Raw genomic sequence first — 17,928 nt, 5'->3', positions numbered from 1 at the left:
AATTTGCTATGCTCAGCGTGGTTGTAATTTGCAACCAACATCCAAAGGAAACAGAACATGATTCATTCGAACGAAGCGGTCCGCGATACCTTCAGCGCGGTGTCGAAGGACGGGCTGGTGGCAAGCCCCGTGCGCGTCGCGGTGGTCCAGTGCGACCCCAAGGTCGGCGTGGAGAACCTGGAACGCAACCTGCATGCCGCGCAGTCCCACCTCGAGGCCGCGGCCAGGCAGGGCGCAAAGCTCGTGGTCCTGCCGGAGCTGGTGACCACCGGCTATTGCTTCACCGGTCGCGACGAGGCTTTCGCGCACTCGGAGACCATTCCCGATGGCCGCGCCGTGAGCAGCTGGGTCGCCATCGCGGCCAAGCACGACATCTACATCGTCGGCTGCATCGTGGAGCGCGACGAAGACCGCATCTACGACACCGCCGTGCTGATCGGCCCGAAGGGCTACATCGGCCGCTACCGCAAGACCCATCTGTGGAACAACGAGAAGCTCTGGTTCACGCCCGGCGACGAGGGCTTCCCCGTGTTCGACACGCCCATCGGCCGCATCGGCCTGCTGGTGTGCTGGGACATCTGGTTTCCCGAGACCACCCGCATCGTCGCGCAACAGGGCGCGGACATCATCTGCCTGCCGACCAACTGGGTGTGGACGCCGCCGCCGCTGTACGACGCCAGCGGAGTCTGCATGGCCGCCTACCTGACCATCACCGCCGCCCATGCGAACAACGTGTTCATCGCGGCGGCGGACCGCGTGGGCCAGGAGCGCGGTGCCGGCTTCATGGGCAACTCGCTGATCACCAGCACCAACGGCTGGCCGGTCGGCAAGATCGCCGGCCCCGAGGAGGAGACCATCCTCTATGCGGACATCGACCTCGGCGCCGCGCGCCTCGCGCCGATCTGGAACCAGAACAACGACCTGCACCGCGATCGGCGCACCGACCTGTACGACCAGCTGCTCGGCTACGAAGGCGGCCGCGCGCTGCCGCGATAGCTTCGTTGCGCGCCTGGCAAGGCGCGCATTCCTACGACCGACGGCCGCGTGCTCCACGCCATGGCCGTCGGCCCTGCCGCACTGCTCCAACGGAAGCCACCATGAGTCCCCCCGAAGTCCCGCCCCCTCCCACCCTCACCGCGTTCTCCGACGCATTCCGTCGCGGCGAAGCGCGCAGCATCGACGCTGTCGAACGCTGCCTCGCGAACATCGCCGATCCCGTCGGCGAGGGAAGTCGCGTCCACACCCGCGTCTGGCCCGCGTCGGCCCGCGCGGTCGCCGGCGCCATGGACGTGCTGCGAGCGCATGGCCATGTGCCCTCGGCGCTCGCCGGTGTCCCGATCTCGATCAAGGACCTGTTCGACGTCGAAGGCGAAGTCACCCGGGCCGGATCGCCGGCCCTCGACGATCGGCCGCCGGCATCGCGCGATGCGCCGGTGGTCGAGCGCCTGAAGCGCGCGGGCGCCGTGCTGGTCGGCCGCACCAACATGCCGCAGTTCGCCTATTCGCTCGTCGGCCTGAACGCGCACCATGGAACGCCCGGCAACCCCTGGGACCGCCGGCGCATTCCCGGCGGCTCGTCGTCGGGGGCGGCCGTCAGCGTCGCCGACGGCATGGCCATGGCGTCGATCGGCTCCGATACCGCGGGATCGATCCGCGTGCCCGCCGCGCTGTGCGGCGTCGTCGGCTTCAAGCCGACGCAGGACCGGGTGCCGCTCGCGGGCAGCATTCCGCTCGCCCCCTCCTTCGACACCATTGGTCCGCTCGCGCGTTCGGTGCAGGACTGCGCGCGCGTCTTGGGCATCCTCAGCGGCGAAGGCGATCGCGCATTGACGCCGGTGCGGCTGGCCGGACTGCGGGCCGGCGTACCCGCCAGCCTGTTCGCGGCCGGGCTCGACGCGCAGGTGGCCCCGGCCTTCGAACGGGCCACCTCGCGCCTGAAGGAGGCCGGCCTGCACGTCGAGGCCCACGACCCGCCCGCGCTGGAGCGCGTGCTCGCGCAGCGCGGGCATTCGCTGATCCAGTTCGCCGAGGCCTTCGCCTGGCACCGGGAGCTGGTTGAGCGGCGCGGCGCCGACTACGACCCGCGCATCCGTGCGCGGATCCTGATGGGCCGCGACATCTCCGCGGCCGATTACCTGGCGGCGACGGCGCTGCGCCCGCGCCTGCAGCGGCAGTTCGACGCCGAGTCCGCCGAGCTCGACATCCTGCTGCTGCCGACCGTGCCCGTCGTCGCGCCGTTGCTGTGCGACTGCGAAGACAACGAAGACACGGTGCGCACGCAGTTGCTGCGCAGCACCGCGCCCTTCAACTACCTCGACCTGTGCGCGATCAGCATCCCCATCCATCGCCCGGGCCACGCGCCCGTCGGCTTGCAGCTCGTGGGGCGCCGCGGGCAGGACTGGCGGCTGCTGTCCATCGCGCATGCCATCGAGGCCCTCGTTTCCCTACCCTGATCCCGGAGATCTTCATGCCCTACCTTCAGATAGACGTCCACCGGAAGTACCCCGCCGCCGTCAAGCAGCAGCTCGCGCAACGCTTCGGCGCGATCTACAGCCAGCACATGCAGGCCAACGTGCGGCGCATCTCGGTCGCCATCCGCGAACTCGAGGATGGCCTCTGGCGCTGCACCGACCACGAGCCCTACGCAGCCGCGCTCATCATGTGCGACATCCGCAAGGGGCGGCCGCCGGAGCAGCGCGCGGGCCTGGCCGCGGCGCTGGTCGAGGCCACGACGCAACTGCTCGAACTGCGGATCGACCAGGTCAACGTCGAGTTCACCCAGCACAGCGGCGACGAGATGTACCACCCGCTGCTCGGCGGGCTCAGCGACGACTGGCAGGCGTCCGAAGCCGGCGGTTGATTTCGACAGCCCGCTGGACGTCGCTGCCCTGCTCGCCGGCATCGCCGATCCGCTCCACGCATCGCTCCAGGGGACGCAGCACCTCGTCATACGCATCGAGCGAGGGAAAGACCAGCGTCTCGCGCCGCGACAGCGCGTCGGTCTCGCGGCCGAGCTGCTCGAGCATCGCGCCCCGCTCGGCCTGCGTCACATAGGGCACGTGGTAGGCCACGAAAGGCTTGAACACCTCGTAGCCGACATAGCCGAGCGAGCCCTGCAGCAAGGGCCGCAGCATCAGTTCGATCGATCCGTGGATGCCGGTTTCGCCGAACATGTGGCTGCGCCCGCCCAGCGAGGTGACGACCAGGGCTAGCTTGCCCGCCATGGGCGCGCGGTCGTAGATGCGCTTGCCGCCGTAGAAGAGCCCCGACAGGAACACGCGGTCGATCCAGCCCTTCATGATGGCCGGCACCGAGAACCAGAACACGGGGAACACCAGCACCAGCAGCTCGGCCTGCCTGACGGCCTCGACCTCCGCGAGGATGTCGGGGGCCAGGGCGCGGCGCTGCCATCCATGGCGCTGCTCGAGCGAATAGACCAGGTAGTCGGGCTTCTCGCGCTCGACGAAGTCGGCCGCGCTCGCCACCGGGTTGAAGCCCATGGCATGGAGATCCGAGAGCCCGACCTGCCAGCCGTCGGCGGTCAGCCGCTCGGACACGCGGTCGCGCATCGCCGCGACGAAGGACTTCGGTTCGGGATGGGCATACACGATGTGCGCCTTGCGCGGTGTCGGTGCTGTCATGGCTGGATTCATCCGGTCTGCTGCAAGGCGCGGCGCTCGGCCACGCCGGTGTTGATCAGTTCGATCTCCTCGTCGATGCGCGCACGCACCTCCGCGGCCGGGACCAGCAGCGACTTGATGCGTTGGCAGGTCTTCGGGTCCTTGGCCGCCAAGGCGCGGGCCCGGTGCTGCAGGCAGGTCGCGAGTTCATTGGCCGGTGCCAACTCGGAGACGAGCCCCCAGTCGTGGGCCTGCTGCCCGGTGAAGGCTTCGCCGCCCAGCAGCAGGCGCCTCGCCCTGAGCGCACCGATGGCGCGCGCCAGCAGAAGGGAACTCCCGGCCTCGGGGGCGATGCCCAGGTCGACGAACGGCAGCTTCATGACCGCGTCGGGCGTCGCGACCACCCAGTCCGCGTGCAGCAGCATCGTCACGCCGATGCCGGCGGCCGAGCCGTGCACGCCGATCAGCAGCGGCTTGCGCACGTCGGCCAGTGCATGAAGGAAGCACGGCACCGGGTCTCCCGGGCCCTGCGGCCAGCTGTCGAAGGCGCTCAGGTCGTGGCCCGCGCAGAAGTTGGGCCCGAGGCCGGACAAGGTGATCGCCCGCACGGCGTCGTTGGACTGCGCCAGCCCCAGGCTCTCGGCCAGGGCTCTGAACATGGTCATCGTGAGCGCGTTGCGCTTGGACGCGCGATGGATCTGGATGCGCCACACGCCGTCGTCCAGTGTCGAGAGGATGCCTTCGGCCGCGCGCACGGCGCTGCGGCTGCGGCGGTCCGTCGTTGGCGAAGCGTTCGTCACCAGCCGTACTCCAGGTACTTGCCGTAGCCGTCCGCCATCGGTCCCGGCGGCAGCGGCTTGCCGGTGATGGACTCGAAGAGCTCGGCCTGGCGCGCCCGCGCCGCCGCGACCGCGCGCTCCTTCACATGGCCATAGCCGCGGATCTGCTGCGGCAAGCGCGCGAGTTCCAGGCACGGCGACGCATGGCTGCCCAGGTGCGCGACCACGGTGCCGATCGCGGCGCGGTACTCCTCGACGAGCGCGCGCTCGGTGCGGCGCTCGTGCGTGTAGCCGAAGAGGTCGAAGGGCGTGCCGCGCAGCACCTTGCCGTGCCGCAGCACGCGAAAGGCCCGGCCCATCCAGGCGCCGTAGGCCGTCTTCTGAAGCTCGCCCTTGTCGTTCTTCCTGGCGAGCAGGGGCGGCGCGAGGTGATATTGCAGCTGGATCTCCCCGTCGAACTGGCGGCGGATCGAGTCCATGAACTCCGGATCGGAATGAAGGCGCGCGACCTCGTACTCATCCTTGTAGGCCATGAGCTTGAAAAGGTTCTGCGCCACTGCAACAACAAAACTTTGGCGGTGCGTCTCGTCAGCGCACTGGCTGTCGACGAACCGGACGAAGGCGGCGAACCTGCGCGCATACGCCGGTCCCTGGTAGGCCACCAGCCGCTCGGACAGACGCGCGACGGTTTCCTCGGGCGTGCGATTGACGCGCGGCAGCCACTGCACCGTGCTCGCGGGCTTCATCGCGGCGAGCACGCGCGGCGCGTCGTGCGCCCACCAGCGGCCGAGCCGGAACGCCTGCGTGTTCTTCTCGACCTGCTGCCCGTTGAGTTCGATCGCGCGTTCCAGCGCCTGCGACGACAGTGGAATCCAGCCCTTCTGCCAGGCGAAGCCGAGCATGACGAGGTTGGCGTAGATGGCGTCGCCGAGCGCCCAGGTGGCCGCCTCCTGCGCCTTGAGCCACTGGACGTCCGCGCCGCAGGCCTTTTCCAGCGCCGCCTTCAGCGCCTGCGTCGGCAGGTTCCAGTCCGCGTTCTTCACGAACTCCGAGGTCGGCGCCACGTCGAGGTTCACCACCGCGCGGGTGCGGCCCTCGCGCAGGCGGGCGAGGCTGTCGGGATGCGCGCTCACGACGAGGTCGCAGCCGATCAGCACGTCCGCCTGCGCCGACGCGATCCGCGACGACAGGATCGCCGACTGCGTGGGCGCGAGCTGCACGTGGCTCCACACCGCGCCACCCTTCTGCGCGAGCCCTGCCATGTCGAGCACGCTGCAGCCGCGGTGGCTCAGGTGGGCCGCCATGCCGATCAGGCTGCCGATGGTCACCACGCCGGTTCCGCCGACGCCGTTGACGAGGATGCCGCAGGTGCCGTCGAGCTCGGGCACCACCGGCTCCGGCGGCGGCTCCCAGGCAAGCACATCGCTCCTGGACGGGCTCGAGCGAAGCTTGCCGCCCTTCACCGCCACGAAGCTCGGGCAGAAGCCCTGGGCGCAGGAGAAGTCCTTGTTGCAGGACGACTGGTTGATCCTGCGCTTGCGCCCCAGCTCCGTCTCCAGCGGCTCCACCGACAGGCAGTTGCTCTTGACCGAGCAGTCGCCGCAGCCCTCGCACACCTCGGGATTGATGACGTAGCGGATGGCCGGGTCGGGATAGGTGCCGCGCTTGCGTCGCCTGCGCTTCTCGCTCGCGCAGGTCTGGTCGTAGATCAGCACCGACACGCCCTCGAAGGCGGCGAGTTCGCGCTGCACGCGGTCGAGCTCGCCGCGCTCGTGCACCGTCGTCCCGGCGGCGAAGCGCGTGCCCGCGTCGCGGTACTTCCCGATGTCGTCGCTGACGACCGCGATGCGGCGCACGCCCTCGGCGGCGACCTGCTCGGAGATTCGCGAGACCGTGAGCTGGCCTTCCACCGGCTGCCCGCCCGTCATGGCCACCGCGTCGTTGAACAGGACCTTGTAGGTCACGCAGGCATCGGCCGCCACCGCCTGCCGGATCGCCAGCGACCCCGAGTGGAAGTAGGTGCCGTCGCCGAGGTTGACGAAGATGTGCCTGCGCGTCGAGAACAGGCGCTGCGCGATCCACGGCACGCCCTCGGCGCCCATGTGGGTGTAGGCCTTGGTGTCGCGGTCCATCCAGTTCGCCATGTAGTGGCAGCCGATGCCGGCCATGGCGCGCGATCCCTCGGGCACCACGGTGGAGGTGTTGTGCGGGCAGCCCGAGCAGAAGTAGGGCTTGCGCACCGCGGCCGGCGCCGCCGGTGCGCCATGTGCCAGGGCGCGCGGGTCAGCCTCGAAGGCATTCACCGGAAGGCCCAGGCGCTGCGCGATCGCGGCGGCGATCTCCGGCGGCGTGAGCTCGTAGTCGCTGCGCAGCAGGCGCTCTTCGGCGCCCACGCTCCACTCACCGCCGATGCCGCCGCGGCTCTTGCCCGAGATGCGGATGGCCTTGCGGCCATCGACCGCGTCCGCATAGAGCTCGTCCTTGAGCTGCTGCTCGATCAGCGGACGCTTCTCCTCGACCACGAGCAGTTCGTCGAGGCCGCTCGCGAACGCGCGCACGATCTGCGGCTCCAGCGGCCAGACCATGCCGAGCTTGAGCACCGCGACACCGCGCTCGGCCGCCTGCGCGTCGGTCCATCCGAGCAGGCGCAAGGCTTCGCGCACGTCGTTGTAGCTCTTGCCGGCGCACACGATGCCCAGCCTCGACGAGGCGGTCTTGAGCGCGATCGTGTTGAGCCCGTTGGCGCGGCAGTAGTCGAGCGCGGCGGGCAGCTTGTGCCGCACGATGCGCGGCTCCTGCTCGGCCCACACGTCGGGCCAGCGGATGTGCAGGTCCGGCGGCGGCGCTTCGCCCGCGTCCGGCAGGTTCACCGTCACCCGCTGCGGGTCCACGTCGGCGACGGCCGTCGTCTCCACCACGTCCGACACGCATTTCATGCCCACCCACAGGCCGCTGTGGCGGCTCATCGCCCAGCCATGCACGCCGAGGTCAAGGTACTCCTGCACGCTGCTGGGATACAGCACCGGGATGAACGCCGCCACCAGCGCCTGCTCGCTCTGGTGGCCGAAGGTCGAGGACTTGGCCGTGTGGTCGTCGGCCGCCAGCACCAGCACACCGCCGAGCCGCGAGGTGCCGGCGCCGTTGCCGTGCTTGAGCGCGTCGCCGCTGCGGTCGACGCCGGGCCCCTTGCCGTACCACAGCGCGAAGACGCCATCGACCCTGGCCTCCTCGGGAAACAGCGCGAGCTGCTGCGTGCCCCAGCAGGCCGTGGCGGCCAGGTCCTCGTTGATCGCCGGCTGGAAGCGGATGTCGCGTGCCTCGAGCCGGGCCTGCGCGCCCCACAGCGCCTGGTCGAGCCCCGACAGCGGCGAGCCGCGGTAGCCGCTGACGAAGCCGCCCGTGCGCAACCCCGCGCGGCGATCCCGTTCCCCCTGGTTCAGCAGCAGCCGGACCAGCGCCTGAGTGCCGCTCAGGTAGGCCGCGCCGCTGCCGCCGTCGTACTTGTCGTCGAGGGAAACCGAGCGCAATGCGCGCTGGATCTCCGGGTCACCGTGTCCCATCGGGGTCTCCGCATCGTAATTTGAGTGTCACTCAACTATACATGCGCAACTTCGAAGTTGACAACAGGCGCACCAATGCCAGCCTCGCACGCGCGGCTTGAGCCTGACTCATTTTTTGGAGGACGGCGTCGATATCGGGCCGGGGCCGCCCGACCGACGCGCTAGGCGGCGTCTTCGGCCGAGCCCGCGTCGCGCTCGAGCCGGCGCACCGCCGCGAGCACATCGGACTGGAAGCGGCGGGCGGCGCGCGCCGGCGCTGCCTCGAATGCGAACGCCGCCATCAGCATCGCGGTCAGCTGCGAGGCGGTCGATGCGATCGAGGGCTTGGTGCCGGTGGTCACGTAGTCCCACAGCACGTGTTCCATCGAGCCGTACACCATGTCGCGCATCAGGCGCAGCGGCACGTCGCCGCGCACCTCGCCGAGTTCGCGCGCCTCGCTCAGCGCCGCCATGAAGGGCGAGGTGTAGCGCCGCTTGAGCTCGGCGATGAGCCCGGAGAACTCGGCATCGACCATCCGCCCCTCGCCGAGGACCAGCGCGCACAGTCCGATGCCGTCGCCCATCAGATGGGTCAGGTGCCGCTGGATCACGAAGCGCAGCCTGGCCTCGAAGCCGGCGATCGCCGGCACCTGCTCCTCGAGCTCGATGCTGATCTCGTCGTACCAGCGGCCCACCACGTCGATGCACAGGCGCCGCTTGCTTTCGAAGTAGGTGAACAGCGTCGCTTCCGACACGCCCGCGCGCTGGGCGATCTCCGAGGTCGTCGAGCGCTCGAAGCCGCGCTCGGCGAAGACCTCGCGCGCCGCCGCCAGCAGGCTCGCCTGGGTGCGCTCGGATTTTTCGCCCCCTGGGGGCGCGACGCGGCGTGGCGGCTTTGATGACGGACATGTCTGCGGAAGGTTCGAGAGAGCTGGACTGGCCGCCATTATGGAAGTGAACCCCTCGCCGCCCGCGCGCACGCCCGAAACGGCTTGCGAGCCAAGTGATTTCCGCTGAGCGGAAATCGCCCCTCGGCCCGGGATCGCGCTCCACACAATGACCGCACGGACCAGCGATGCGATGCACCCGCCGCCGCCAGCCGCAGCACCCAGGAGACCCGCTCAATGAAACTCGCAAGCCTCAGGCAAGGGGGCCGGGACGGCACCCTCATCGTCGTCGATCGCAGCCTCTCGCGCGGCATCGCCGTGCCCCATATCGCCACCACCTTGCAGAAGGCGATCGAGCAGTGGGACAGCACGCGCGGCGCGCTCGACGAGATCTACCAGGCACTGACCAGGGAGGCCGCGCTTCCGGGCAGCTTCGCCCTCGACCCCGAGGAACTGGCAAGCCCGTTGCCGCGTTCCTTCCAGTTCCTCGACGGCTCGGTCTACCTGCACCACATGGAGAAGGCCCGCAAGGCACGCGGTGCCGAGATGCCGCCGAACTACAAGACCGATCCCCTGATGTACCAGGGGCTGTCGGATCGCTTCATCGGTCCCCGCGACGCGATGCGCATCCCCGACGAATCGCTGGGGCTGGACTACGAGGCCGAGCTCGCGGTGGTGCTCGACGACGTGCCGATGGGCGTGAGCGCCACCGAGGCCCGCGGCCACATCAAGCTGCTCATGCTGCTGAACGACTTCACGCTGCGCACCCTCACCCGCAGCGAACTCCCCAAGGGCTTCGGCTTCATGCAGGCGAAGCCGACGAGTTCCTTCTCGCCGGTGGCGGTGACTCCCGACGAACTGGGCGGCGCCTGGGACGGCGAGAAGCTGGACCTGCCGATCCTGTCGTCGATCAACGGCGAGCCCATGGGCAGCGCCAACACCGGCCGCGACATGTTCTTCACCTACCCGACGCTGATCGCGCATGCCGCGCGCACCCGCAGCCTTAGCGCGGGAACGATCGTCGGCGCCGGCGCGGTCTCGAACCTGGATGCGCGCACGGGATACGCGTGCCTCGCCGAGAAGCGCGCCGACGAGGAACTGGCCAGCGGCAAGGCCAGCACGCCGTGGCTGCGCTTCGGCGACCGCGTGCGCATCGAGATGCTCGACGCCGAAGGCGCCTCCATCTTCGGCGCCATCGACAACGCCATCGACAACGCCGTGCACCGCGCCCAGGCGGCATCGGCCCTTGCCACGCCCCGCTGAACCTCTTCCAAGGAAACCACCATGCTCTGCAAGAAGCTTCACCACGCCGCCTACCGCTGCCGCGATGCCCGCGAGACCACGACCTTCTACACGGAAGTGCTGGGCCTCAAGTTCTCCCACGCCATGGGCGAGGACCACGTGCCGTCGACCGGCAAATACTCGCCGCACGTCCACATCTTTTTCGAGATGGAGGACGGCAGCAACATCGCCTTCTTCGAATGCCCGCGCGATCCGGGCAACGTCAAGGACATGGAGTCGCCCGACTGGATCCAGCACTTCGCGTTCGAGGTCGAGGACATGGAGGCGCTGCTGCGCGCCAAGGCCGACATGCAGGCCCGCGGCATGACCGTGGTCGGCCCCACCAACCACGACGACTTCATCAGCTCGATCTATTTCTTCGACCCCTCGGGCCACCGGCTCGAGCTCACGACGCGCACCTGCCGCGACACGGCGAGGCTGCAGTCCTTCGTCGAGGAAGCGCCACAGGTGCTGGCGCTGTGGGAGACGACGCACGACTGGTCGCAACGCCACACGCTGTTCGGCGGCGGCACGGGCTACGCGCGCCAATCCGACTGAACGATCCGACTGAGCGTCCCGCCCCGGCGGGCACGTCGGCGATCGCGCCGCAACGAACGGCGCCCCCCGCAAGACCAACGAAGGAGACAAAACATGATTCGCAAGCGCACGCTGGTGCTCATGCTCGCGGGCCTCTGGCTCACGGCAGGAGTCCACGCCACCGAGCCCCCCATCACGCTGCTGCAGGGTTTCGGAGCCGGCGGCAACGCCGACACGATCGCGCGCATCGTGGCGCAGGGCCTCGGCAAGGAGTTCGGCCGCACCGTGGTGGTCGACGCCAGGACCGGCGCCGGCGGCAACATCGCGAGCACCGCGGCCGCCAAGGCCCGGCCCGACGGCTCCACGCTGATCCTGATGACGGGCGGCCATGCCGTCTCGGCCGCCATGTATCGCAGCCTTGCCTTCGATCCGGTGGACGACTTCGAATGGCTGGGGCTGGTGACGCGCTTTCCGTTCGTGATCGCCACCAGCAGCGACAGCCGCTACAAGTCGCTGTCCGACGTGCTGGCCGCCGCGAAGGCGGCACCGGGCCAGATCTCCTACAGCTCGGTGGGGGTCGGCTCGACCCAGCATCTCTCGGGCGAGCTGTTCCAGGCCATGGCCGGCATGCGGCTCAACCACATTCCCTACCGCGGCGGCGGCGCTCCCGTGCAGGACGTCATCGGGGGCCGGGTGGACCTGCTGTTCGACTCGGTGACCGTGGCCAAGGCCCAGGTCGAGGGTGGACGGCTGCGTGCGCTCGGCGTGACCTCGCTCGCACCCTCGTCTCTGCTTCCGGGCGTGCCGCCGGCCGCCGGATCGGTGCCGGGCTTCGAGGTGATGTCGTGGACCGCCGTGGCGGCGCCGCGCGGCCTGCCGCCGGAGGTGTCCGCGCGGCTGCGCGCGCGCGCTCGCACGGGTGCTGCGCTCGCCGGAGGTCGCGCGGCAACTCGAGAACACGGGCGGCGAGGTCGTCGCGCCGGCGGGCGATCGCGCGGCGCGGGACTTCGTCCAGTCGCAGATCGCCAAGTGGAAGCAGGTGGTCCACGACGCCCGCATCGAACAACAGTGAGCCGGCGGCCCACACGCGCACCCGGCAAGAGACAGCACATGATTTCTTCGAGCACCACCGCCTTCGACATCCTCGTCGTCGGCTACGGCCCCAGCGGTGCCACCTTCGCCAACCTGATGGCCCGCCGCGGCTTGCGTGTCGCCGTGGTGGACCAGGCCAGCGGGATCTACGACAAGCCGCGCGCCATCACCGCCGACCAGGAGGCGATGCGCGTCTTCCAGGAATGCGGCCTGGCGGAGCAGATCGCCGCCACGACCTCGCCGCACCCGGGCACCGACTTCGTCGGTATCGAGGGGCAGGTGATCAAGCGCTTCTATCCCGCGCCGCCGCCGCACCTGCTGGCCTGGGAGCCGACCTGGATGTTCGTGCAGCCGGAACTGGAAGCGACCTTGCGGCGCGGGCTCGAGGCGCGCGCCGGTGTCGAGGTGTTCCTCGGGCATGCCTTCGAGGGATGCGAGCAGGTGGGCGACGAGGTGGTGGCCCGTTGCCGTCGCCTTGCCGATGGCGCGGACATCCGCCTGAGCGGGCGCTACCTGGTGGGCGCCGACGGCGGACGCAGCGCCGTGCGGCGCCAGATGGCCGCGGGGATCGAGGACCTCGCGTTCGACGAGTGGTGGATGGTGGTGGATGCCTGGCTGCGCGGCCCGGTGGACCTGCCGGCGCGCTGCGTCCAGTACTGCCGCCCGTCGCGGCCCGGCACCTACATCGTGGGCCCGGACGATCTGCGGCGCTGGGAGATCAAGCTGCTGCCCGGCGAGACGCCCGAGGACTTCTCGACCGACGAGGCCGTGCTCGCCGTGCTGGCCGATTTCGTCGACACAGCGTCGCTCGAGCTGCACCGCACCGCGATCTACCGGTTCCACGCGCTGGTGGCGCAAAGCTGGCGGCGCGGCCGCATGTTCCTGATGGGCGATGCCGCGCACCAGATGCCGCCTTTTCTCGGACAGGGACTGTGCGCCGGCATCCGCGATGCCTTCAACCTGGCCTGGAAGATCGACGGCGTCGAACGACGGGGCTATGCCTCTTCCCTGCTGGACAGCTACGAGGTCGAGCGCAAGGCACACGTTCGCACCGTCGTCTCGCATGCGAAGGCCTTCGGACTCATCATCGGCGAGCTCGACGAGCAGGCCGCGCGCGAGCGCGACAGTCGGCTGGGCGATCAACTCGCCGCGGGAACCGCGGTGACGGTGCGGCAGAAGTTCATTCCCCCGCTCGAGGACGGCTTCCTCGGGCGCCTGCCCGACGGACGGCTGGCGCCCGGGGCCGGCGATCTGTTCGTCCAGCCCTGGGTGCGCGATGGCGTCGTCGTCGGCGGCGGCCATCGACGGCTGGACGACCTGCTGCCTTCGGGGTTCCTGATGGTCGGCAGCGATCCCGAAGCGCCGGCCTGGCTTTCGGCGGCCCATGCGGCGCGATGGCAGCGCATCGATGGCCGTGAAGTGCGGGTGACCCGCGACGACCGGCCGCCTCGGCATGCCCCCGGCGTGCTGACCGTGTGCGAGCGCGATGGCCTCGTGGCGCAGCAGTTGCGCGCGCTGGACGCGACGCTGCTGCTCGTGCGCCCCGATCGCTACGTCTTCGCCGCCGTGCGGACGGCCGGGAATTCGAAGACCTGCTGGGACAGCTCGAGCAAGGCCTCTTCGCGCCCTCCAACCCGAGCCTGGCCCGGCGGGCGCAAGCGCAGGCCGCCTGAGCCGCGACCGCCGAACGAACCCCATTCAAGACCACGGAGACCCGCATGAACCCACCCTTCTCGATGACCCGCCGCACACTGGCCCTCGGCCTGTCGGGCGCCCTGTTCAGCCTTGGCGCCGCGGCGCAAGGCTATCCCGCCAAGCCGATCCGCTGGGTCGTGGGATTCCCGCCGGGCGGCGGCACCGACGTGCTCGCGCGCACGGTCGCGGCGCCGATGTCGACGGGCCTCGGGCAGCAGGTACTGGTCGACAACCGGGCCGGCGCCGCCGGCATGATCGCGGCCGAAGCCGTGGCACGCGCCGAGCCGGACGGCTACACGCTGCTCACGGCGGACATCGCGATCCTCGCGCTCAATCCCGCGATCTATCCCAAGGTGCGGTACAACCCGCTCACCGACTTCGCCAATATCGGCCTGATGGCACGCTTCCCCCTCCTGATCGTGACGCACCCTTCCAGCGGCATCCGCTCGATCCAGCAGCTGGTCGCGGACGGCAGGAAGTCCGCCAGCCTCACCTACGCGTCCGCCGGCGTCGGCACGCCCCATCACATGGCGATGGAGGTGCTGCTCTCCACCACCGGCGCCAAGGCCACGCATGTGCCCTACAAGGGCGATGCGCCAGCGCTGCAGGACGTGGCCGGCGGCCAGATTCCGATCGCCGTGGTGTCGCCGTCGCTCACGCTGCCCTTCGTCAAGGAAGGTCGCCTGACGCCCCTGGCCGTCACGTCTGACCAGCGCATGCCCCAGTTGCCCGATGTCCCCACGCTCAAGGAGCTGGGCTACGCGGCGTCGGGCGTCTACGCCTGGCAGGGGCTGGTCGCTCCCAAGGGCACGCCGGCGTCCGTGGTGGCCGCGCTGTCGAGCCAGATGCGCAAGGCCATCGAGCAGCCCGCCGTGCGCCAGAAGCTCGCGGACCTCGGCATGGAAGCCATCGGCAGCGATGCCGCGGAGATGGATCGCTACGTGCGCGAGCAGATCGGTTTCTGGGCGCAGCTGATACCGGCGCGGGGCATCAAGGCCGACTGAACGATGGCGCAGCGGGCCGCCCCATCCGATGCCAAGGCGGGCCGCGAGGGTTCGCTGCAGCGCGCCGCCGCGGTGCTGCGGCTGCTGGCCACGGCGGGCCGGCGCGGCATGGCCCTGACCGACCTGGCCAAGGCCACCGGCCTGCCCAACAGCAGCATCCACCGGCTGCTGTCCCAGTTGCTCGACGAACGGCTGGCGATGCGGATCGAGGAGACGCGCCACTACGTCATCGGGCCGCTCGCCTACGAACTCGGGCTGGCCGCGGCGCAGCAGTTCGACATCCGCGCGCAGCTGCGTCCGGCGCTCGAGCGCCTGGCCCGGGATGCCGAGGAGACCTCCTACCTGATCCTGCGCAGCGGCGACGAAGCCGTCTGCCTCGACCTCGCGGAGGGCCCGACGGCCCTGCGCGTCGTCACGCTCCAGATCGGCAGCCGCAGGCCCCTGGGCTGGGGCGCCGGCGGACTCGCCATCCTGTCCGCCCTCGAGGAGGACGAGCGGCGGCCCATCCTCGGCCGGGTGACGCCGCGGATCGAACGCCAATGGGGCTTTCCAGGCGCGCAGGTGGAAGCATCGGTGGCCGATGCCGTGCGCACGGGCGTGGCCGTGATTCGCAACCGCGTCAACCCGGGCGTGACCGCGCTGGGCATGGCGTTTCTCGACAGCCTCGGCCAGGTGGTGGGCGCCGTCACGCTGGCGGCGGCCAACGCACGCATGAGCACCGAGCGAACCGCGCTGCTGGCCGAGCTCCTTGCGCGCGCACGCCAGGACATCCGCAAGACATTGGGTGCGGCGCAGTGGCTGCGCCTGGACTGCTGAAGGCACGGCCGCCCTGCATACCCGGCGACCGGCGCAACGCCGGCGCAACACCGAAAGCCCCAGCCGACAGGACTTTCCCCAAGCCCGCAACCGCGCCTCGCCCGTGCATACTCCCGCGCCGTCCAGATCTTTCTGAAAACAAAGGACCCCATGTCAGGACACGGATTTCACGTGCACGGCCCGCACGACCACGAACTCGAACACGCCGCCACCGGCGGCCACGGCCATGGCCACGGCGATGCGGCCGAAGGCGCCGGCATGAGCGTCACGGGCAAGATCGCCGTGTGCACAGCGGCCATCGCCACCATCGGCGCGATCTTCGCGTACATGGGCGGTGCCACGCAGGCCAACGCCGGGCTCTACAAGAACAACGCGGCCATCAAGAAGACCGAGGCCTCGAACCAGTGGAATTACTTCCAGTCGAAGAGCACCAAGCAGGCGCTGGCCGAGTTCGCGCGCGACACCGCCACCGATGACGTCCGCCGCCAGGGCTGGCAGGTCAAGGTCGCGCGCTACGAGCAGGAGAAGGGCGAGATCCAGGCCGCGGCGAAGAAGCTCGAGGAAGAGTCCGTCCGCTGGGATGCCTCCTCCGAGGAACAGATGCACCAGCACCACCGCTGGGCGCAGGCCACCACGGTGCTGCAGGTGTCGATCGCGCTCGCGGCGATCGCGCTGCTGACGCGCAGGAAGTGGCTCGAGCGCGCCATGTATGGCGTGGCGCTCGCCGGCATCGCGATCGGCGCGCTGGCCGCGCTGCACATCTAGGGCGTGTTCACCAGCACCAGCGCGAACAGTTCGTTGCGGTGGTGGATGCCCAGGCGATCGAAGGCCCGGTCCCTGAACGTCTTGACCGTTCCGGCGGAAATGCCGAGGTCGTTGGCGATGCCTTCGTAGGTCCAGCCCTTGAGCATGCGCTCGCAGACCTCGCGCTCCCGGCGCGTGAGCGCCGACAGCCGGGCATCGAAGGATTGCTCGCGCGCGCCGGCGAGATCGAGGTGGCGCTGCACGCACGAGGTCAGGATCGGCGCGCCCATGCCGACCCACTCGATCTCCTCGCCCGTGAAGAGCGGCAGGCTCTCGTGCCGGTAGAGGTTGATCGCCAGCAGGCCGTCGTCCTTGTCCTTGCAGACCACCGAAAGCCGCTCGCGCAGGCCGTGCCGCGTGTAGATGCGCTCGCGGTGCGCCGCGGGAATCTCCTTCGCATGCCAGTGCACGAGCGTGCAGCGGGCCTGGCCGATCTGCTCGCGCGCCGCGAGGAAGGTCTGGTCCTGCCGGTAGAGCGACGACCGGTACACCTCCCACGATTCCGCAGTGCCGTCGGGCGCGCGGTAGCTGCCCGACGCCGGCATGCGCGGCGGCGCATGGTCGGACAGCCGGAACACCGACAGCCATGAGACCGGCAGCCAGCGGTTGAGCTGCGCCAGCGCGTCGTTGGCGAAGCCGTGGGCGCCGATGCAGGCGATCAGTCCCGCCATGGCATCGACGGCGCGTCCGTCCGCGCTGGTGGCGAGCGCGGGCATGGCGGGCGAGAGGGGGATGAGCTGCATGGACACGGCCGGTGGGATGCACGGAGCCTATCGGCGTGCCGCCTTCCGGCCGCATCGGGTTTTCCCCGTCAGGGCGCGCCCTGTCTACATCGCAGGGGACAGACGAAAAGTCCCCCATCGCGACACTGGCGGCCAAAGGAATCCCCCATGACGCTCTCACGCCGCGCCCTGCTCGCCGCCTCCCTGGTGCCCACCCTCGCGCAATGGCCGCTCGCCGCCCGCGCGCAGGCCTATCCCGACCGCCCGATCCGCCTGGCCGTGGGCTATGCGCCCGGCACGGCGCCCGACGTGCTGGCGCGGCTGTTCGCGATCCGGCTGTCCGAGCTGCTCAAGCAACAGGTGGTGGTCGACAACAAGCCCGGCGCCGGCGGGCAGATCGCGGCGCTGACGGTCGCCAAGGCCGTGCCCGACGGCTACACGCTGCTGCTCGGCGAGGTCGGCTCGATCTCGATCGCGCCGGCCGCCTTCGGCAAGCTGGGCTACGCGCCGAGCCGCGAGCTCACCGGCATCAGCGAAGTCGCGCGGGTCGACTTCCTGCTGGCCGTGCCCGCGAACTCGCCGCACAGGACGGTGGCGGACTTCGTCAAGGCGGCGCGCGCGCAGACCGGCCGGCTCAACTTCGGCACCTTCGGCGCCGGCACCTCGGGCCACTTCGGCGCCGAATTGTTCGATGAAGCGGCCGGCTTCCAGGTCGAGCCGGTGCACTACCGGAGCACGGGCGACGCGGTCACGGCCATCCTCTCGGGCGACGTCTCGGCCGCCTTCGTTTCCACGGCGCTCGGCAACGCCCAGATCAAGGGCGGCAAGATGCGCGCGCTCGCCACCACCGCGCCGCGGCGCTCGCCGCTGCTGCCCGAGGTGCCGACCATGGCGGAGTCGGGCTATCCGAAGATCGACATCTCCTCCTGGTTCGCACTCATGGCGCCCCAGGGCACGCCGCCGGCGATCCTCGACCTGCTCGGCGTGGAGTCCGTGAAGGCCGTCCAGCCCGAGGACGCGCGCACCAAGCTCGTGGAAGCGGGCTTCAGCATCGTCGGCGCGGGCCGCGCCGACACCGACCGCATGCTGCGCGAGGAAGCGGCACGCTGGGCCGCGGTCGTGAAGGCCTCCGGGTTCCGCGGCGACTGAGAA

Annotated in this window: 15 protein-coding genes; 10 read left to right on the top strand and 5 right to left on the bottom strand. The window is 70.1% G+C overall.

Translation table 11 applies throughout. The annotated features are described in order from the left end of the window. Positions 1-57: 57 nt before the first annotated feature. The 3 genes from ACHMXE_RS09205 (at position 58) to ACHMXE_RS09195 (ending at position 2,860) form a co-directional block, all read left to right on the top strand. Positions 58-996 (top strand): nitrilase family protein, encoded by a 939-nt coding sequence (locus tag ACHMXE_RS09205; protein ID WP_203207773.1) that lies wholly within the window; start codon positions 58-60, stop codon positions 994-996. A 101-nt stretch (positions 997-1,097) separates the two neighbouring features. Beyond that, entirely contained in the window at positions 1,098-2,453 is a 1,356-nt protein-coding gene (locus tag ACHMXE_RS09200; protein ID WP_203207774.1) for an amidase, read from the top strand. Between the two features lie 14 nt (positions 2,454-2,467). Further along, positions 2,468-2,860, top strand: coding sequence for a tautomerase family protein (locus ACHMXE_RS09195; protein ID WP_203207775.1), 393 nt, complete (start codon positions 2,468-2,470; stop codon positions 2,858-2,860). Here ACHMXE_RS09195 and ACHMXE_RS09190 read toward each other — a convergent pair. The 4 genes from ACHMXE_RS09190 to ACHMXE_RS09175 all read right to left on the bottom strand — a co-directional run bounded on the left by ACHMXE_RS09190 (position 2,823) and on the right by ACHMXE_RS09175 (position 8,885). Then, a complete protein-coding gene (locus ACHMXE_RS09190) occupies positions 2,823-3,641 on the bottom strand; it encodes an NAD(P)H-dependent oxidoreductase (protein ID WP_395345795.1) in 819 nt (272 codons plus the stop codon). The two genes, ACHMXE_RS09195 and ACHMXE_RS09190, sit on opposite strands and share 38 nt — an antisense overlap. A gap of 8 nt (positions 3,642-3,649) precedes the next feature. After that, positions 3,650-4,420 carry an enoyl-CoA hydratase-related protein gene (locus ACHMXE_RS09185; RefSeq protein WP_281081706.1) on the bottom strand — a complete coding sequence of 257 codons (771 nt, stop codon included), beginning with the start codon at positions 4,418-4,420 and terminating at the stop codon, positions 3,650-3,652. Continuing rightward, the gene (locus ACHMXE_RS09180; RefSeq protein WP_395345794.1) at positions 4,417-7,959 is read right to left on the bottom strand and encodes an indolepyruvate ferredoxin oxidoreductase family protein; all 3,543 of its coding nucleotides are present in this window, start codon (positions 7,957-7,959) and stop codon (positions 4,417-4,419) included. Before ACHMXE_RS09180 ends, ACHMXE_RS09185 begins: the two co-directional genes overlap by 4 nt. Before the next feature lie 161 nt (positions 7,960-8,120). Further along, the gene (locus ACHMXE_RS09175) at positions 8,121-8,885 is read right to left on the bottom strand and encodes a TetR/AcrR family transcriptional regulator (protein WP_395345793.1); all 765 of its coding nucleotides are present in this window, start codon (positions 8,883-8,885) and stop codon (positions 8,121-8,123) included. Between the two features lie 177 nt (positions 8,886-9,062). Between ACHMXE_RS09175 and ACHMXE_RS09170 the strand changes: the two genes are divergently transcribed. The 6 genes from ACHMXE_RS09170 to ACHMXE_RS09145 all read left to right on the top strand — a co-directional run bounded on the left by ACHMXE_RS09170 (position 9,063) and on the right by ACHMXE_RS09145 (position 16,015). Continuing rightward, positions 9,063-10,088 (top strand): fumarylacetoacetate hydrolase family protein, encoded by a 1,026-nt coding sequence (locus tag ACHMXE_RS09170; RefSeq protein ID WP_395345792.1) that lies wholly within the window; start codon positions 9,063-9,065, stop codon positions 10,086-10,088. A 21-nt stretch (positions 10,089-10,109) separates the two neighbouring features. Continuing rightward, entirely contained in the window at positions 10,110-10,664 is a 555-nt protein-coding gene (locus tag ACHMXE_RS09165; RefSeq protein WP_395345791.1) for a VOC family protein, read from the top strand. Between the two features lie 93 nt (positions 10,665-10,757). Further along, positions 10,758-13,457 carry a bifunctional 3-(3-hydroxy-phenyl)propionate/3-hydroxycinnamic acid hydroxylase gene (locus ACHMXE_RS09160; RefSeq protein ID WP_395345790.1) on the top strand — a complete coding sequence of 900 codons (2,700 nt, stop codon included), beginning with the start codon at positions 10,758-10,760 and terminating at the stop codon, positions 13,455-13,457. Then, entirely contained in the window at positions 13,454-14,434 is a 981-nt protein-coding gene (locus ACHMXE_RS09155) for a Bug family tripartite tricarboxylate transporter substrate binding protein (RefSeq protein WP_395345789.1), read from the top strand. The genes ACHMXE_RS09160 and ACHMXE_RS09155 overlap by 4 nt, the downstream gene beginning before the upstream one ends. 3 nt (positions 14,435-14,437) lie before the next feature. Further along, positions 14,438-15,250: an IclR family transcriptional regulator gene (locus tag ACHMXE_RS09150; RefSeq protein WP_395345788.1), complete on the top strand. Its 813-nt coding sequence runs from the start codon at positions 14,438-14,440 to the stop codon at positions 15,248-15,250. Positions 15,251-15,400: 150 nt separating this feature from the next. Beyond that, positions 15,401-16,015: a DUF4337 domain-containing protein gene (locus tag ACHMXE_RS09145; protein ID WP_395345787.1), complete on the top strand. Its 615-nt coding sequence runs from the start codon at positions 15,401-15,403 to the stop codon at positions 16,013-16,015. On the opposite strand, the gene ACHMXE_RS09140 is transcribed toward ACHMXE_RS09145, so the two are convergent. Then, positions 16,012-16,797 carry a LuxR C-terminal-related transcriptional regulator gene (locus tag ACHMXE_RS09140; protein WP_395345786.1) on the bottom strand — a complete coding sequence of 262 codons (786 nt, stop codon included), beginning with the start codon at positions 16,795-16,797 and terminating at the stop codon, positions 16,012-16,014. The genes ACHMXE_RS09145 and ACHMXE_RS09140 overlap by 4 nt on opposite strands. A 147-nt stretch (positions 16,798-16,944) precedes the next feature. Between ACHMXE_RS09140 and ACHMXE_RS09135 the strand changes: the two genes are divergently transcribed. Further along, positions 16,945-17,925 (top strand): Bug family tripartite tricarboxylate transporter substrate binding protein, encoded by a 981-nt coding sequence (locus tag ACHMXE_RS09135; RefSeq protein WP_395345785.1) that lies wholly within the window; start codon positions 16,945-16,947, stop codon positions 17,923-17,925. The last annotated feature ends 3 nt before the right edge of the window (positions 17,926-17,928 follow it).

It is taken from the genome of Variovorax sp. UC122_21 (assembly GCF_044056785.1).
Lineage (GTDB): Bacteria > Pseudomonadota > Gammaproteobacteria > Burkholderiales > Burkholderiaceae_C > Variovorax.
Note: the sequence above shows the minus strand (reverse complement) of the source record. Positions and strands in the feature narration are given on the sequence as shown.

Bases quoted from the DNA above. Each gene is read 5' to 3' on its own strand.
- ACHMXE_RS09205 (WP_203207773.1), top strand. From the start codon at position 58: ATGATTCATTCGAACGAAGCGGTCCGCGATACCTTCAGCGCGGTGTCG.
- ACHMXE_RS09200 (WP_203207774.1), top strand. From the start codon at position 1,098: ATGAGTCCCCCCGAAGTCCCGCCCCCTCCCACCCTCACCGCGTTCTCC.
- ACHMXE_RS09195 (WP_203207775.1), top strand. From the start codon at position 2,468: ATGCCCTACCTTCAGATAGACGTCCACCGGAAGTACCCCGCCGCCGTC.
- ACHMXE_RS09190 (WP_395345795.1), bottom strand. From the start codon at position 3,641: ATGACAGCACCGACACCGCGCAAGGCGCACATCGTGTATGCCCATCCC.
- ACHMXE_RS09180 (WP_395345794.1), bottom strand. From the start codon at position 7,959: ATGGGACACGGTGACCCGGAGATCCAGCGCGCATTGCGCTCGGTTTCC.
- ACHMXE_RS09175 (WP_395345793.1), bottom strand. From the start codon at position 8,885: ATGGCGGCCAGTCCAGCTCTCTCGAACCTTCCGCAGACATGTCCGTCA.
- ACHMXE_RS09170 (WP_395345792.1), top strand. From the start codon at position 9,063: ATGAAACTCGCAAGCCTCAGGCAAGGGGGCCGGGACGGCACCCTCATC.
- ACHMXE_RS09165 (WP_395345791.1), top strand. From the start codon at position 10,110: ATGCTCTGCAAGAAGCTTCACCACGCCGCCTACCGCTGCCGCGATGCC.
- ACHMXE_RS09160 (WP_395345790.1), top strand. From the start codon at position 10,758: ATGATTCGCAAGCGCACGCTGGTGCTCATGCTCGCGGGCCTCTGGCTC.
- ACHMXE_RS09155 (WP_395345789.1), top strand. From the start codon at position 13,454: ATGAACCCACCCTTCTCGATGACCCGCCGCACACTGGCCCTCGGCCTG.
- ACHMXE_RS09150 (WP_395345788.1), top strand. From the start codon at position 14,438: ATGGCGCAGCGGGCCGCCCCATCCGATGCCAAGGCGGGCCGCGAGGGT.
- ACHMXE_RS09145 (WP_395345787.1), top strand. From the start codon at position 15,401: ATGTCAGGACACGGATTTCACGTGCACGGCCCGCACGACCACGAACTC.
- ACHMXE_RS09140 (WP_395345786.1), bottom strand. From the start codon at position 16,797: ATGCAGCTCATCCCCCTCTCGCCCGCCATGCCCGCGCTCGCCACCAGC.
- ACHMXE_RS09135 (WP_395345785.1), top strand. From the start codon at position 16,945: ATGACGCTCTCACGCCGCGCCCTGCTCGCCGCCTCCCTGGTGCCCACC.